We start from the raw sequence: 15,250 nt of genomic DNA on the forward strand, positions 1-15,250 counted from the left end.
TCCGGTAAGCTGGTTATGACCTTCCAAGTCATACCGCACCCTCGGGTCGGTAACGTCCCTGTTTCGTGGCAACGGAGCAGAGACGAAACTACGTAGCAAGCCAAGATAGATTCTCACCTTGCTCTCAGAAGCGCTCCGGTTGCCGCCGGGGCGCTTCTTTTGTGCCTTTCTAAGTATACCACATCTTGAACCCTTGTGTTTACATGTTCACACTGGGCTACTTGACTATGTGTGCTCGTAGGCTAGACTGTAGCCAGGAGGTCAGAGATGTCTGAGGAACAACAGTCGCAAAAGCGCCCGAAGGGAAGAAGCCCGGCGTATCCGGCGATCAGCTTGGAAAAAGCTATCCAGAGGGTTCGGCAACTGTACGCACGGGATAAGCAGTACGAGATCCCCGTAACTTCACTCCCTGAGATATGGGGCTACGCAAGCCTTAACGGGCCTGCGGGCCTCACCATTTCTGCATTAAAAAAGTTCGGTCTCGTCAACGATGAGGGTACCAAAGACGAACGTCGTATCTCTGTGACAGATTCAGCGGTACACATTTTGAATCATCCGAGTTCTGACGCGAGGACCGAGGCGATCAAAGATGCTGCTCTGCTGCCTCCGATTCATCGTGAGATGTGGGAAACGTATGGAGCACACCTACCGTCAGATGCCAACCTTTTGTGGCGCCTCACCCGTGAACAGGGCTTTACTGAAACCGGTGCCAAAGAGTTCATTCGTGAATGGCGCGAAACCATGGAGTTCGCGGAACTCGGCAAGCACGAAGAGGCGGACCCATCATCCCGCACCTCACAGCACATTGGCGACGACGAGAAGCCTCTCCATCAAGACGACCTGGTTGTTCCCGATACGCCCCGTGACTCTTTGGAACGTGAGGTGGTTTCGCCGGTTCAACAGTTCGACACTGAAGCTCGTGACACCGCGCCCGTTCAAAGTTACCCGATTCCCATTGCACTGCATGGACGACCACCAGTTGTAATCAGTGGCGCCTTTCCGCTATCAGCTCCTGAGTGGGCCCAGTTCAAAGCAGTGCTCGACGCAATGCGTCCTGTTCTCGTCAGAGATGAACTTGGCGGAGACGAGTGATTACCACCGATAGCTTTGCACCGAGTACAAGAATGGCCAAGCTCACCACGCCTTCGCGTATGAGATAGGACACACGGCGACACCGCGGTGGCGCAAACCCTCGTTTGCAAGACGCGTGGCAACTAATTAAGGGGTGCCGCCGGGCTCGCTGTTCCATTCGAGATCGCCGAGGATGTAGCGGTCGATCGTCGGGCCGACTGTGCTTGCGACTTGGCCTATTGAGAGCCCTGCGAGCGGAGGCACTTTCAGGACATAGCGGCCGATCACGAGCCCCAGCAGTTGCGACCCGGCCAGCGACACCCGCACCTCCGGATGGTCGGAACCGAGCTGCGGCGCCAGGCGACCGATGAGCTCTTCACTTACAAACCGAAGGAAGATCCGCCGGGATTCCTCGTGTGTGCCCAGCCCCCGGACGAGCCCGATGAACGCCGGCCCCATACCAGGATCCTCCAGTGCGGTAAGGACTGCTAGCAGGTAGCGGGTGCCCGGTGAGCCATCGCCCGCAGTTGAGCGCTCGGCTAGGAGGTTGGGAAAGCCGCGGGAGCGGAAGGTCTCGGCTATCGCGGTGCTGAAGAGGTTCTCTTTGGTGCCGAAGTAGTAGTGCACGAGCTTCGCGTCGACCCCCGCCGCTTCGGCGACCTTGCGGATCGTGGTCGCCTGATAACCGTGCTCTCCAAACTGAGCGGTCGCCGCTTCAAGAATCTGCTCCTTGCCAGCACCACCGTCTGATCTGGGGCCACGACGAGATGTCGCTGGGGCGACCTCCTCGACTGCCGTCACTTCGTCACCCTTTTGATCCACATTCCCCAGAGTACCAGCGAGGCGCCTATTTCATCAGTAGAGGAAATGTCCTATGCTGATTTCATCGAACGATGAAATAGGAGGTGGGGCGATGCGTGCCCTGATCGTGAAGGAGTTCAGAGAGCTGGCGCGTGATCGCCGCACGTTAGCGATGCTGGTCGTGCTGCCGGTGCTATTGCTGGTGATCTTCGGATATGCGGCGAACTTCTCGGTAGACCGGGTATCGGTGATCGTCGTCGGCTCTGAGGCAGAGGCGCTGGGCGATGAGCTCGGCAGCTACGACGTAGCCGTGGATGATCTTGAGATTGTTCGTATCGACCCAGCTATCGGCGCATCGGATGCCGAGCTGTTGCTTCGGGATCAGGAGGCGGACGCGGTGATTGTCGCGGACAGGACCACCGATGCGGATGCACTGCTGTCGGATCGGATGCGTGTGTATGTCGATGGGAGCGGGTTGTTCACGGCTCAGGCTGCGCAGGCCGTGTTCGTGCAGTTGGCTGCGGAGGACGCGCAGAATCGTATCGCTGACGCGCAGGCATCGGTCGATGGGGCGTTGGCCGACGCGGAGCAGGCGGAAGCCGAGCTGAAGGCGTTCGGTGAGGAACTGGCCGAGTTCCAGACGGCATTTCAACAGGCGCTTGCGACAGGCGGGCCGATGCCTGCCGCCCCGACTCCGCCGACGGGCCTGTCGATGCCCGATCTTCCCGAGATCAGTGCGCCGTCGCTCGATCCGGATGAGCTGGTGACAGTGCTGTTCAACCCGGATTTAAAGACCTCGTGGGTGATGGTGCCGGGGCTGATCGGCCTGATCCTGCTGTTCATCGGCGCCCTCATTACCAGCATCGGCCTGGTGCGTGAGCGCGAGACCGGCACTCTGGAACAGCTCGCTGTGATGCCGCTTCGCCCCTCGGCGATCATCGTCGGGAAGATCACGCCCTACTTCCTCCTCGCCCTCATCGATATGGCGGTCGTGACCGCGCTCGGGGTGTGGCTGTTCGGCGTGCCCTTCGTCGGGAGCCTGTGGCTGTTCAGCATCGCCGCGGTCGTGTTCCTATTCGTCGTGCTCGGCATCGGGGTGCTGATTTCATCGGTGTCGCAGAACACAGGGCAGGCGATCCAGATGGCGATCCTCTTCGTCGTCCCGCAGGTGCTGCTCTCGGGCCTGATCTTCCCGCTCGATTCCATGCCTCTCGGGGTGCGCTGGATCGGCTACGTCCTTCCGCTGACCTGGTTCCGGGAGATCGCTCAGGGCGTCATGCTCCGTGACGCGGGCCTCGACAGTCTCTGGCTGCCGCTCGCGATCCTCACCCTCATGGCTGTCGTCGCGTTCGGTGCTGCGACCGCCCGGATGCGGTTCTCCCTCACACACGGAGGTGCCCGCTGATGCTCCCCACCAGTATCCGCCTTGACGATGCCTCCGTCTTCTTCGGCAAACTCCCCGCGGTGGATGGCTTCACGGGTGCTTTCACTCCTGGCACGGTCACCGCTCTCATCGGTGGCGATGGTGCGGGGAAGTCGACACTGCTGAGACTCCTCGCCGGTCGCCTCAGTCTTCACAGCGGCACCAGCGAAGGCTTGCCGGTCGACCGTCGCGATGTCGGCTACCAGCCCGCGGACTCGGGCGTATGGCGCAACCTTTCGGTTGCGGAGAACATCGAGTTCGTCACCCGCACCTACGGCATCGATCCCGAACAGGCTCGTACCCGCTCAGCGGAGCTGTTGGCACTTGCAGGCCTCGATCATGTCACCGGGCGTCTCGCCGGGCGTTTGTCGGGCGGGATGCGGCAGAAACTCGGCGTGGTACTCGCGACCCTGCACCGTCCCGGCCTGGTGCTGCTGGATGAACCGACCACGGGGGTCGATCCCATCAGCCGCGCCGAGCTATGGAGCCTGATCGCCGGTGCCGCCGCAAACGGGGCAACGGTGGTCTTCGCCACGACCTACTTGGACGAAGCAGAACGCGCCAGCAGGCTGTTCCTCCTCGGCGACGGCAAACTGCTCGCCGCCGGTACCCCGGAAGACATCATCGCGCACACGCCCGGCGTCATCTCGCAAGCGCCCGTCGCCCTCGATGTCGCGCGCCGCGAACTCGCCTCAGCACACGCATGGCGGCGCGGCGACACAGTTTTCCGGTGGGAAGCGAATCCTTGCAACGATCGACCTGAAGGGTTCGAGACCGCGCCAGGTAACCTGGAGAACACGAGCATCGCGCTACTACTCGACCAGGACGACGCGCAGCTCGCCTCTATGAGCGTTGCCGATAGACGCATTCTCGAATCTCGGAAGACCACAGGCAGGCCTCTGGTCGAAGCCATCGATGTCGCACGCAGCTACGGCACTTTCAATGCGCTGGGCGGGGTCTCCCTCAGAGTCCTGCCTGGTGAGGTCGTGGGACTTCTCGGCGGCAACGGTGCGGGGAAGACGACGCTGATGCGTATCTTGCTCGGCCTAGAGACGCCCACAACGGGCACCGCGACACTATTCGGCGAGAAGCCCTCCTTGGAGACCCGCCGCCGTATCGGTTACGTCGCCCAGGGCCTCGGCCTCTACCCCTCGTTGTCGGCGATGGAGAACCTGGAGTTCGCGGCATCCGTTCACGGTGTCGCAGTGAACGAGCAAGCCCGCGACTTCGCCCATCCATTCGGTCGCAACCCGATCTCGTCGTTACCGCTGGGCACGAAACGCAGTCTGGCGTATTTCGCTGCAACCCTGCATGATCCCGAGCTGCTGGTGCTGGACGAACCGACCTCCGGCATGGACGCTCTCACCCGCGCCCGCCTCTGGCGCGACCTCCGCGCCGCAGCAGACGACGGGGCCGGCGTCCTCGTCACCACGCACTACATGCAGGAAGCCGCACAGTGCGATCGCCTCGTCATCCTCACCGCAGGCAAGGTAACAGCGGAAGGCACGGTCGCAGAGATCACCTCTCCACATATCTCGCTCACCGTCACAACCGAACACTGGGAGGAAGCGTTCACACTGCTCCGCAAGGCGGGCATTCCGGCACTCCTCGATGGGCGTACGCTCCGCATCCCCGGCGCAGACCACGACGAAACCCTCGCGCTGCTCGCACCGCTACGCGGAGAAGTCACCATCACCGAGAGCACCTCGACACTCGAAGAGACGATGATGATCTCTGCACTGGATCGCGCTTCGACCTGAATGACGAATCATGCCAGCGCTATCCCTCTGGAACTTCCCCTTCCATTTGAGCAAGGTGTGGGAGGAGGTGCGCACCTACCTGTCAGGAGGTGTGAGCACCATGACGACCATCACCCAGATTTCAGGATCGAGCACACAAGACAGAGAAAAGCTCCTCACGGGAGAGGAGCTTCGCGATCTCCTGTGCCGTCTCCACGAACAAGGCCCGGGAGCTTGGAGCCAAGACGCCGCGGTTCCCAAGCTCATGGAGTACGTGTGCGAGAAGTATGCGGCTCTCGCCGTCAAGCACGGGCTCGATCCGTGGGAGGCAGCATCGGCAGCGTTCGATGTGATGCGTACCTGCGCGGCGCGGGAAGCTCGCGATCCCTGGGCAGTGATCACGCATGCGGTGCGAATCACTTGCATTTACGAGGAACGTGCTCAGGGGCTGCTCTGCTCGGTTCACTAGGCCCGCCGCCCACGCTTTGCCGGGTTGCACGACCCGGAGCGTTTCAATACCCGCGCGTTCCCGCTGACAGATGGCCACCCAGCGTTCTCGACCGATCTGATTGACGAAGACGATTCAGCAGAGCGCGACAACACAAAGCTGCTGGTTCACTCGGTGGTTGAGCACACGATCGAACTCGTCATGCTTCTCGGGTGGCCGGGCGATGCAGCACGCCACAGTGTGGAGCGCATTTGCGATTGCCTCGCGGACGCTGGCTCCCCGAATCGGGCATCCGAGGCGCTCCGGCGTGAGCGGCATGTCCGGGCACTCCTCGATGTCTCTGCACACTCGTGGCTCTCGCTCGTGCATGGTCTGCTCGGCAGGCCGGGGCCACAGTGCGCAGTTGTGTCGGGTCGAGGCGTCCTCCTGCGCTTCCTGCTCGGCGAGACAATCCCGACGCTGCTATCGGATGACGATCTTGTTCGGTCGCTCGCTTTCGTGGCTCCCGGAGCCGGGAGGTGATCAGCCATGAGCGGAAAGAAGGGCGCGATCGAACTCGAACGTGCCGTCTCGTCGATCCAGGTCGGAAGACGGCACCGCACCGACCTCGGTGACCTCGAACCTCTGGTGGCCTCGATCAAGCGAGAGGGTCTGCTGCAACCGATCACGGTCACCCCGGATGGTCTCCTGGTGTGCGGGGCGCGGCGGCTCGCTGCGATCAAGCAACTCGGGTGGAAGACCGTGAACGTGTGGGTGCGCTCCGGCATCTCGGATCGGCTCGGGCAGTTGCTCGCGGAGCAGGACGACAATGTGCTTCACAAGCCGCTCACGCTCTTGGAAGCCGCCGCGCTCTACCGGGAACTGAAGGAGGTGCTCGCGCAGGATGCGGCGCAGCGCCAGGCCTTGACCCGGTTCAGTAGCGACCATCAGCCCGGTATAATCGGCGATGCACATCTTGCCTCACCGTCACACGGCACCCTCGGTAGCGCGAGGAAGCAGGCTGCGGCGATGGTGCCGGGCGGGATCTCGTACACAACGTTCGACAAGATCGGCTATCTCGAACGTGTCGCCGCGGACACAGTGCAGCCCGACAAGCTGCGGACCAGGGCTCAGACGGAACTGGATCGGATCAATGTGGGCGGCGCCGTCGACCCGGGCTACTCCCGTATTCGTGCAGATGTCGATGCTCAGTGGCGGGAGCGTCAAGAGGAACTTGAGCGCCTCGCCCGCGAAGCCCTCGAACGGGTACGCGACACGAGTCGGCGGAAGCGGAAGTAGCCCGCTCGCCCGCTTCCGCCGAAGCGGGATCCAAAGACCCCGCTCCCAACGCGAGTATTCGTGCTGATCTGGACAGACCTCACGGACTGGTGGAAACGCTACGACATCGATCAGCTCGCCTCCGAACTCACCGACGCCGAGGTAGAGCTGTTCTTCACTGCGCTCGACGGCAGCAACAAGTTCGCCGACAGGCTCCGCGTAGCACGAGAGCATCCGCAAGGAACCGAGCCAGCACCACGGCACTTGCGAGCACTCTAAGAATGTCGATGCCAACTCAACGGAAGATGGGCAGGGAATCGGAGACAGCCCCGACGTTCCCGGATGCTGCGGAGAAGCCGTGCGCACCTTGCCTCCATGCGCTACTTCCGCACAACGAGCACAGGCCGCAAGATCACGGCCGAACCACGCGTGCGCGAAGAACCCGATATGCAGCGCCTCGTCGCACTCGTTATCCATCTCGCCGAGCAACTCCACGCCGCAGAGACCCAGCAGGCTCAGCATCGCCCGATCGAAACGCGAGAAGATCACCGATCACCAGACCCGAGCTACCGCAAGCCGTTGCGATCGAAGAAGGAACCGAAGAAGAATGACACTCCTCACGCCCATGCCAGAACTTGAGGTCACCACCGTGGCAACGGCGGTGACCTATCAGCGCGTCTCCACCAAGGAACAAGCCTCCAAGGGCGGTCGTGACGAAGGATTCTCGATTCCCGCGCAGCGCGAAGCGAACACCAGGAAGGCCGAAGCGCTTGGCGCTCGTATCGTTGCCGAGTTCGTTGATGCGGGCGAGTCCGCACGCTCGGCAGACCGGCCAGACCTGCAACGCATGCTCGACTACGTCGCCTCGCATCAAGTGACCTACTGCATCGTCCACAAGGTTGATCGCCTCGCTCGCAACCGGCTCGACGATGTCGAGATTCACCGGGCACTCATCAGCGCGGGCGTCACCCTCGTCTCGGCGACTGAGAACATCGATGAGACTCCATCGGGCATGCTGCTGCACGGCATCATGTCGTCGATCGCGGAGTTCTACTCCAAGAACCTCGCAGCGGAAGTCAGCAAAGGCTTGAACCAGAAGTTCCTCACCGGCGGCACTCCCATGCGTGCGCCCATCGGCTATCTCAACGTACGCAAGCGCGACGACCGCGGCCGCGAGTTCCGCACCGTCGAGCTCGACCCCGAACCCGCACCGCTGATCCGCCGGGTGTTTGAGCAATACGCAACCGGTGACCGCACCGTCGTCGATCTGCTCGCCGAAGCCACCGCCCGCGGCCTGACCACGGTGCCGACACCGCAACGCCCGTCCGGACCCGTTGCACGCTCCGGGTTCTTCAAACTGCTCCGCAACCCGTACTACATCGGCATCGTCCGCTACAAAGGAGCCGAACACCCCGGAGCACACGAACCCCTCGTCGACATCGACACCTGGCACGAAGTACAGACCCTCCTCGACTCGCGCAAGATCGCCTCCGAACGCCGCCGCAAACACGACCACTACCTGAAAGGCAGCCTCTTCTGCGGCGCATGCGGATCACGCCTCCAACTCGACTTCCCCAACAACAAGCAAGGCCACCGATACGCCTACTACGTCTGCTCCGGGCGCGCCTCGAAACGCACCACCTGCACCCGCCGCGCAATACCCGTCGGGGTTGCGGAGCAACTCGTCGCCGACTGCTACCAGAGCATCACTATTACCGAAGCGCAATACGCAGGGCTCGCGGCACGAGTCGAGGCTGTATTCGACGAACGGCTCGCCGCGCGAAGCACGGAACTCGCTGAACTGGCCGCGACGCGGAAGCAACTGCAGGGCGAGAGCGACAAGATCCTCGCCGCGCACTTCGCCGACGCCATCGACCTCGATACCCTGAAACGCCACCAAGACCGCATCCGCGCAGGCATCACCGACATCGACCGGCGCATCAACCACGAACACGACCAGAACGAAGGGCCACGATCGCAGATCACGACAGCACTCCGGCTCTTGATCGACTGCGCACGCCTCTACGCACGCACCGACGACCAGGGCCGACGCCTCGTCAACCAAGCGTTCACGACCGGCATCGAGATCAGCGAAGACGAAGAAGCCAGCATCCGACTAGCCGAACCGTTCACCATCGCGGAACTCGCACCAACACATGTCGGGAGTTCTAGTACGTCTTCAATTGTGGAGCATAGGAGATTCGAACTCCTGACCTCTTCGATGCGAACGAAGCGCGCTACCAACTGCGCCAATGCCCCTCAACGACCCGGCAAGCCACCCGGCTTCCCGAACCGCAGATCAGTCTACCAAACTTCGGCGCACACCATCGCACCTAGGTCCCACGACCGCGGATTTATTCGCCGACCGCCCGGCGGCGCTCCAACACTCCGTCAAGAGCCGCGGCGCCCAGGGCCACGTTCCCCTGCTCCAGGGCGATCCGCTCGCGCTCGTAGGCGGGCCGCTGGGCTTCGCTGATCGCCTCGTCATCGGCCCTTGCGGCGTCCCATTCGGCGATCGTGCGCGACGCGCGTTCGATTTCCGCGCTCAGGGGCGCGGGCTCCCAGCGCGGCGCAGCGGCCTTGCGGGTGTAGGTGGGGCGCGGCACGCGCAACGGCAGCGGCACATCTAGTGCGTCGCCGACAACGGGCGTGCGCGCGGGTTCGGCTGATTCCGCCCCGGGCCGGGCGGCCGACGCAGCGTCGGCGGCGGCGCGGCGCGCATCCACCCGCTCCAGGCGTTCCTCGACGGAGGCCCCCCAGTCAAGCTTTGCCGCACCCGCTTCCGCGACCGCCTCGATGCTTCCGGTTGTCTCGCGCGGACGCGCGACGGGAACGGGCCGGCCCACTCGCCTTGTCCCGGGCCGGGCCGCTGCAATGCGGTTGGCCAACTCCGCGCGGCGCGCCATGCGGGCACGCCGCGCGAATTCGGCATCTTGCCGCTGCTGGCGCACGACCGCGCGGCGTCCCATGACAAGAACCGCCGCGATAAGGGCACCGGGAATCAGCAGCGTAAACGGTGAAAGCGAGGTAAGGACGACTACCGGGACAAGCGCCAGCAGCACCACGCCCAGGACCGCTGTCAACACCGCCCGGCGCCGGGCCTGCGCGCGCCGTTCGCGCATGATTTTGGCGCGCGCGCCCGGACGATCGGGTTGGCTCATGATGGTCACCTCGCGATATGTTGCGCTGTCGCTTGCCGGTAGCAGTTGGCGTTGAGTACCGCCACCCGGCCCGATGCAATCGGAAGTGGGCGCGGTTTCGACCCGTTCCCCGCCCGCGATCGCTAGAACCCGCAGATTCTCCGAAAACCGGTCCTCCGTGCGCGCCTGGGCGGCACGCTCGCGTCCCGTCAGGCGTCCGGGGACAAAGTACGCGATCCACACCAGCAAGATGACGAGCGCGACGATACCTGCGGGTGATTTCACACCACTGACGGTAAGCGTTTACGCTTCCGGCGCGCCGCAGCCCGTTCGGCGTGTCCGACGGTCGAATTACAATGCTGTTATTCTGCGTCGGCGTAGCGCGGCGGCCACGCGTCCCAGCGGGGGCCAAATGGGCCCCTGGCAAGCCACTCCTCGCTGTCGATCGCGAACACGATATGGTCGCGCCACTGCCCCGCGATAAACACCAAACGCGGCCTAATTCCCTCGCTCCGCAGCCCCAGCTTCGCCACAACCCGCAGGCTCGCGGCGTTTTCGGGCCGAATGCAGATTTCAATCCGATGCAGCCCGTATTCGCCGAGCAGAAAGTCGATGAGCATGCCGGTTGCCAGCGGCGCGATGCCCCGGCCCGCCACCTCCTGCGAGACCCAGTATCCAATGACGCCGGATAGCTGCGAACCGTATTCCAACGATCCGACCATGATCTGCCCGGCCAGAGCCCCGTCGACCTCCATTGCCAGCGGCACCCCCTCGCCGGCGCGCCCCTGCCGGTTGAGTCGGGCAACGTACCTACCGAAGGTCGGCGCGCACGGCCACCGGCCCGCGTTCGCGTTTCCCGGCGGACGCATGGGTTCCCAGGGCGCTAACCAGGCGATGTTCGCTCCGCGCAGCCGGTCCCACTCGGCCGCATCGCGGCGGCGCAGGGGCCGCAAGACGATGCTCGCCATCGGCGCCCCCGGTGGCAGATCGTGTCGCAGCACCACGGGCCAGCGGCCGGCCACCTCCTATTGCTCCAGCACCAGGCAGTGCAGTTGCTGCCCGCGCGGAACCGTCACCATCTCCTCGGGCACGACCGCGAGCGCATTCGCGGCCGACAGTGCGGCGATGGAGACCGTCTCCAGGTGGTTCGGATCCCCGACCGGCGTCAGTTCGTAGCCGTTGGCGGGCGATCCGGTGATGGACACGGGCACGAATTCGCGTTCGTGGGGCACCGATTGCCACGTGTGCAAAGAACGAGCGCTCAGCGCCGGTCTGTAAATGTCCGCGTATCCTGCGATGGCCCGCAGTGCGGGTCTGACAAACACTTCGAAGGCAATCAAGGCGGATACGGGATCGCCGGGCAGCGCATAGATCGGCACTTGGTGGTCGTCGGGGCCCAGGACCCCGACGCCGTGCAGCCGCCCCGGCCCCATGGCGACCCGGTCGAACCGCACCGTTCCGAGCGGCGCCAGCACATCGCGCAACGTGTCGCGAGGCCCGCTCGACAGCCCGCCGGTGGTCACGATCAGGTCGGCTCGCACCAGTTGGTCTTCCAGGGCCTCGCGCAGCTGGGAGCGGTCGTCGCTGAGCGGTCCGACCTGGATGGCCGTGGCCCCGGCATCTTGCACCGCGACGCGCAGTGCCGGCCCGTTGGCATCGAAGATGCGCGTGTCGTCGCCGTCGTTATCGCGCCGAGTCCGCGTCGCCGCGTGCAGTTCGTCGCCAACGGTGACGATGACCACGCGGGGGCGCGGGTGCACCGTGACGCGAGAAAAGCCGAGGCGCGCGGCAAGCGCGATCTGTCGCTCACCCATGCGGGTACCCGCGGCGATGACCTCCGCGCCTTCCGCCGCTATGGCCGCGTGCGGGATGATGTGCTCGCCCGGCGCGGGTGGGTAGGCGATGCGCACCTTGACGTCGCCGCGATCGGAATATTCGAGGGGAACCACAGCGTCAGCCCCGATGGGAACGGGCGCCCCCGAGGCGATTCGCATGGCCTGCCCAGCCGCAATCCGCGCGGGCAGTGATGTCGCCGACCAAACCTCGTCGACGACGGGCAACGCCACCGGGTTGGCGGGGGTGGCAGCGGCCAGGTCGGCGGACCGTAGCGCGTACCCGTCGCATCCGGAGCGCGCGTAGTGCGGAATATCGGCTGGCGCGACCAGTGGTTCGGCAAGGATGCACCCAACGGCGTCGGTGACGATGACGTCGAGGGGCGGGATCGGGTTAGCGACTCGCAGAACCTCAGCTAGGTGGTCCCCGACACTCCTCACTTCAGGCCCGCCACGTACCCGTGCAACCAGTCACGGAACCCTTCGCCCAAGTCGTCGCGGTCGGCGGCCAGTTGCACCACGGCCTTGAGGTAGTCCAGCTTGTCGCCGGTGTCGTAACGTCGGCCCCGAAACACGACCCCGTAGACCCCGTGCCCGGGCTTTTGTGGGTCGGCGGCGAGTTCGGCGAGCGCGTCCGTGAGCTGTATCTCGCCGCCGCGGCCCGGCGCGGTTTTCTCCAGGACCTCGAAGACCTGCGGGCTGAGCACGTATCGCCCAATGATGGCCAGGTTACTCGGCGCATCCTCGACGGCCGGCTTTTCGACCAGCGCTTCCACCTGCACGACATCGGTCGACGCGATTGGCTCCGTTCCCATCGTCAGGCCGTCGCCGGTCCCAGCAGGTGCCGCAGAAACCTTGGCGCACCCGTAGAGGTGGATCTGTTCGGCCGGTACTTCCAATAGTGCGATAACCGACCCGCCGGTGCGCTCGGCCACCTCGATCATGGCCGGCAAAATGGGGTCGCGCTCATCGATGAGATCATCGCCCAACAGCACGGCGAAGTGCTCGTTGCCGACGTGGTGACGCGCGCACAGCACCGCGTGCCCCAGCCCGCGCGGCTTACCCTGGCGCACAAAGTGGATGTTGGCCAGATCAACCGGCTGGCGAATGGAGGCAAGCCTGCCGGAATCGCCCTTCTTTTCGAGCGCTTCTTCGAGCTCCGGGACGTTGTCAAAGTAGTCTTCGACCGCGCGCTTGGTTCGGCCGGTGATCAGCAGCACGTCATCGAGTCCCGCGCCCGCGGCCTCCTCGACGACGTATTCGATGGCTGGCTTATCGACGACCGGGAGCATTTCCTTCGGAGTTGTCTTGGTCGCGGGCAGGAATCGAGTTCCGAGTCCGGCGACGGGAATCACTGCTTTTTCGATGGTCATATACCCGACGTTATCCCACATTTGACCAATTTCGGGGAACCTCTCAGGCAATCCTAGAGTTTTCTGCCAGAATGGTTACATGACTGGTCAAATCCAGCACCTGCCCGATCTCGGCGGGCTCGAGCCAGAAGACGCAAAGTCGGTTTTGCGCTCCACCATACGCGAACACCGCGCAACGCGTTCGGCCCGCCGCCGAACCGACGCTGGGGACGCCATCGGCATCATCGGATCGCACCTGGCCACCAAGCGTGCTGACAAAACCGTCGCGCTCTACGCTTCGCGCCCGACGGAACCCTCGACGGGGGCGCTTTTAGAGCGCCTCAGCGCCGCCGGCATCCGGGTCCTGTTGCCGGTTCTGGGCGACGGCCTCAAACGCGAGTGGGGCGACTTCAATGGCCTTAGCGACCTGGTCGAACGCGCCCCGGGGCGTCCGCCGGAGCCGTCCGGGCAGGCCTTCGCGATGCAGGAGGTCGCATCCGCGACGCTGGTGCTGGTGCCCGCGCTTTGCGTCGACACGAGCGGCTGCAGGCTGGGGCAGGGCGGCGGCTGGTACGACCGAGTTTTGGAGCACGTCTCACCGGATGCCTTGGTGCTCGCGGTGGTGTTCCCCGATGAGGTATTCAACATCGACGAGTTCCCCGTCCCCCGCGAACCGCACGACGCAATGGTTCACGGCGCACTGACACCCCAGGGTGTCAACATGTTCATCCCATGACGGCGTGTGGCGCCGTAGGCACGCTGCCTACGGCGCCACACCTGCGCTGCCGCGCGACGCGCGCCCGCGAGTTACTGCTGCGGGCGCTGCTGCGAAAGCAGATCGCGGATCTGTTCGAGCAGGACCACGTCCTCGGCCTTCTTCTCTACTTCCTCAACCGTCGGCGTCTTGGCCGCGCGACGCTCAGCGAGCTTATTGAGCGGCAGAACGATCAGGAAGTAAATGGCCAACGCGGTCAGCAGGAAGTTCAGTGCCTGCGTCAGCACGGTCCCCGGCGTGAAGTGGGCCTTGTTTACGGTGAAAGCTGCGACGGCATCGAGATTCGGTTGGCCGAAGATGGCGGCGATCAACGGCGTGATGACGCCCTCGACCAGTGCCGTAACGACCTTGCCGAAGGCGCCACCGATAACGACACCAACTGCCAGGTCAACCACGTTGCCACGTGCGATAAAGTCCTTGAATCCGTTGAGGATGTCTTTCATGGGCGCGCCTTTCCAGAATGCAATATGGGTAACACGTCCCATCTAATCACTTGTTGCTTGTGCCGTCACCATGACCAGCGTCACGCTCGTGAGCGACCCGTATGCTGCGATGGCTGCCGCCTCGGCGGCCTCCACGCCGACCAGCACCGCATCACTCTGGGCGCCAGACGCACCGCCGCCGGTGGCATCCGGCCAGGGAACCACCAATGCGGATCTCGCCAGTATCCGGGCGCCGCCGTCGGCGTCCGCGTCGGGCACCAGCACGTCCACGCGGTCGCCGGGGCGCAGCGACCGCGCCACCCGCGGTTCCGCGACCGCAACCGGCACCGCCTGCCGGCCACCGGCAAGGTAAGGCGCGAGCGCGTCGTCCCCGACCATGTCGGACGCAATCGCATTCCCGCGGGCAATATCGCGCACGGCGCTGCGCCCCGCCACCTCGGCGATCCGCGCGGTAAGCCCCCACCCCGCGTGGAGGGTGCCGCTCACCGACACCTGTTCTAGGTCCGCGGCGGTCAGGGATTGTCCCGCGCTGATGTCGCGCGCCGCGACGACAATCGACCCCACCGGAGCGGGGCGCGGTAGCAGCGCGGCGATGACACCCACCGCCACCAGCACGATCGCCAGGGGCCGCGTGCGGTACAGCCACCACGCGAGCAATTTGCGGCGCAGGTACCACGGCCGCGCAGAAACCTGTTGGGAGCTCATGGGCCCACGATGGCACCGCGAACCCGCATCCGCGCGCCCCGGGAGCGGCTGTGGATAACTTCTCCACGACCTAGTCGTGCGCGGTTGGCTCCCAATGTGGCGGGACCTCGCGCAGAATCTGCGCGGTCAGCCCGTGCTCGGGCAAGCCACCGCTCATTTCGTCCGCACCGCGCTCGTCGGCCGATGCGCCCGCAACGGGGCCATCCTCGCCGCCCGCGCGTTCGACACGCCGCCGAGCGCGCCCGGGAACCCTACCGGCCACGT

17 protein-coding genes, 1 tRNA gene and 1 pseudogene are annotated in these 15,250 nt (G+C 64.5%); 9 read left to right on the top strand and 10 right to left on the bottom strand.

The window, feature by feature from the left end; all coding sequences use genetic code 11:
- Positions 1 to 267: 267 nt before the first annotated feature.
- Complete coding sequence (locus FB389_RS04705) at positions 268 to 1,092, top strand: hypothetical protein (protein WP_142111601.1); 825 nt, start codon at positions 268 to 270, stop codon at positions 1,090 to 1,092.
- A 126-nt stretch (positions 1,093 to 1,218) separates the two neighbouring features.
- Here the strand turns inward: FB389_RS04705 and FB389_RS04710 are convergent, their stop codons facing one another.
- Entirely contained in the window at positions 1,219 to 1,893 is a 675-nt protein-coding gene (locus FB389_RS04710) for a TetR/AcrR family transcriptional regulator (RefSeq protein WP_170207878.1), read from the bottom strand.
- Positions 1,894 to 1,945: 52 nt separating this feature from the next.
- Between FB389_RS04710 and FB389_RS04715 the strand changes: the two genes are divergently transcribed.
- From FB389_RS04715 to FB389_RS04735, 7 genes and pseudogenes are all read left to right on the top strand, one after another.
- Positions 1,946 to 3,277: an ABC transporter permease gene (locus FB389_RS04715; protein ID WP_211344951.1), complete on the top strand. Its 1,332-nt coding sequence runs from the start codon at positions 1,946 to 1,948 to the stop codon at positions 3,275 to 3,277.
- Positions 3,277 to 5,055 (top strand): ATP-binding cassette domain-containing protein, encoded by a 1,779-nt coding sequence (locus FB389_RS04720; protein ID WP_142111603.1) that lies wholly within the window; start codon positions 3,277 to 3,279, stop codon positions 5,053 to 5,055. The genes FB389_RS04715 and FB389_RS04720 overlap by 1 nt, the downstream gene beginning before the upstream one ends.
- A gap of 10 nt (positions 5,056 to 5,065) precedes the next feature.
- On the top strand, positions 5,066 to 5,503 hold the full coding sequence (locus tag FB389_RS10900) for a hypothetical protein (protein ID WP_342776018.1): 438 nt from the start codon (positions 5,066 to 5,068) through the stop codon (positions 5,501 to 5,503).
- A 24-nt stretch (positions 5,504 to 5,527) separates the two neighbouring features.
- A complete protein-coding gene (locus FB389_RS10905; protein WP_342776019.1) occupies positions 5,528 to 6,004 on the top strand; it encodes a hypothetical protein in 477 nt (158 codons plus the stop codon).
- Positions 6,005 to 6,010: 6 nt separating this feature from the next.
- On the top strand, positions 6,011 to 6,760 hold the full coding sequence (locus FB389_RS04730; RefSeq protein ID WP_342776020.1) for a ParB N-terminal domain-containing protein: 750 nt from the start codon (positions 6,011 to 6,013) through the stop codon (positions 6,758 to 6,760).
- A gap of 60 nt (positions 6,761 to 6,820) precedes the next feature.
- A complete protein-coding gene (locus FB389_RS10910) occupies positions 6,821 to 7,018 on the top strand; it encodes a hypothetical protein (protein WP_342776021.1) in 198 nt (65 codons plus the stop codon).
- 346 nt (positions 7,019 to 7,364) lie between these two features.
- Positions 7,365 to 8,372: pseudogene (locus FB389_RS04735) on the top strand (recombinase family protein); the annotation flags it as partial.
- Here FB389_RS04735 and FB389_RS10685 read toward each other — a convergent pair.
- The 6 genes from FB389_RS10685 to FB389_RS04760 form a co-directional block, all read right to left on the bottom strand.
- Entirely contained in the window at positions 8,292 to 8,804 is a 513-nt protein-coding gene (locus FB389_RS10685; protein WP_246043521.1) for a hypothetical protein, read from the bottom strand. The pseudogene FB389_RS04735 and the gene FB389_RS10685 overlap by 81 nt on opposite strands.
- A 121-nt stretch (positions 8,805 to 8,925) precedes the next feature.
- Positions 8,926 to 8,998: transfer RNA gene (locus FB389_RS04740), tRNA-Ala, on the bottom strand.
- A gap of 95 nt (positions 8,999 to 9,093) precedes the next feature.
- Positions 9,094 to 10,164 carry a hypothetical protein gene (locus FB389_RS04745; RefSeq protein ID WP_142111604.1) on the bottom strand — a complete coding sequence of 357 codons (1,071 nt, stop codon included), beginning with the start codon at positions 10,162 to 10,164 and terminating at the stop codon, positions 9,094 to 9,096.
- A 77-nt stretch (positions 10,165 to 10,241) separates the two neighbouring features.
- On the bottom strand, positions 10,242 to 10,901 hold the full coding sequence (locus FB389_RS04750; protein WP_246043522.1) for a GNAT family N-acetyltransferase: 660 nt from the start codon (positions 10,899 to 10,901) through the stop codon (positions 10,242 to 10,244).
- A gap of 3 nt (positions 10,902 to 10,904) precedes the next feature.
- The gene (locus FB389_RS04755; protein ID WP_142111605.1) at positions 10,905 to 12,152 is read right to left on the bottom strand and encodes a molybdopterin molybdotransferase MoeA; all 1,248 of its coding nucleotides are present in this window, start codon (positions 12,150 to 12,152) and stop codon (positions 10,905 to 10,907) included.
- A complete protein-coding gene (locus tag FB389_RS04760; protein ID WP_142111606.1) occupies positions 12,149 to 13,084 on the bottom strand; it encodes a UTP--glucose-1-phosphate uridylyltransferase in 936 nt (311 codons plus the stop codon). Before FB389_RS04760 ends, FB389_RS04755 begins: the two co-directional genes overlap by 4 nt.
- Positions 13,085 to 13,163: 79 nt before the next feature.
- On the opposite strand from FB389_RS04760, the gene FB389_RS04765 reads away from it, so the two are divergent.
- On the top strand, positions 13,164 to 13,799 hold the full coding sequence (locus tag FB389_RS04765) for a 5-formyltetrahydrofolate cyclo-ligase (protein ID WP_142111607.1): 636 nt from the start codon (positions 13,164 to 13,166) through the stop codon (positions 13,797 to 13,799).
- Between the two features lie 71 nt (positions 13,800 to 13,870).
- Here the strand turns inward: FB389_RS04765 and mscL are convergent, their stop codons facing one another.
- The 3 genes from mscL to FB389_RS04780 all read right to left on the bottom strand — a co-directional run bounded on the left by mscL (position 13,871) and on the right by FB389_RS04780 (position 15,248).
- Entirely contained in the window at positions 13,871 to 14,281 is a 411-nt protein-coding gene (gene mscL / locus FB389_RS04770; protein WP_342776022.1) for a large conductance mechanosensitive channel protein MscL, read from the bottom strand.
- 42 nt (positions 14,282 to 14,323) lie between these two features.
- Entirely contained in the window at positions 14,324 to 14,986 is a 663-nt protein-coding gene (locus FB389_RS04775; protein WP_142111608.1) for an SAF domain-containing protein, read from the bottom strand.
- Positions 14,987 to 15,056: 70 nt separating this feature from the next.
- Complete coding sequence (locus FB389_RS04780) at positions 15,057 to 15,248, bottom strand: hypothetical protein (RefSeq protein WP_142111609.1); 192 nt, start codon at positions 15,246 to 15,248, stop codon at positions 15,057 to 15,059.
- Positions 15,249 to 15,250 lie beyond the last annotated feature (2 nt).

It is taken from the genome of Rarobacter incanus (genome assembly GCF_006715765.1).
Taxonomy (GTDB): domain Bacteria; phylum Actinomycetota; class Actinomycetes; order Actinomycetales; family Cellulomonadaceae; genus Rarobacter; species Rarobacter incanus.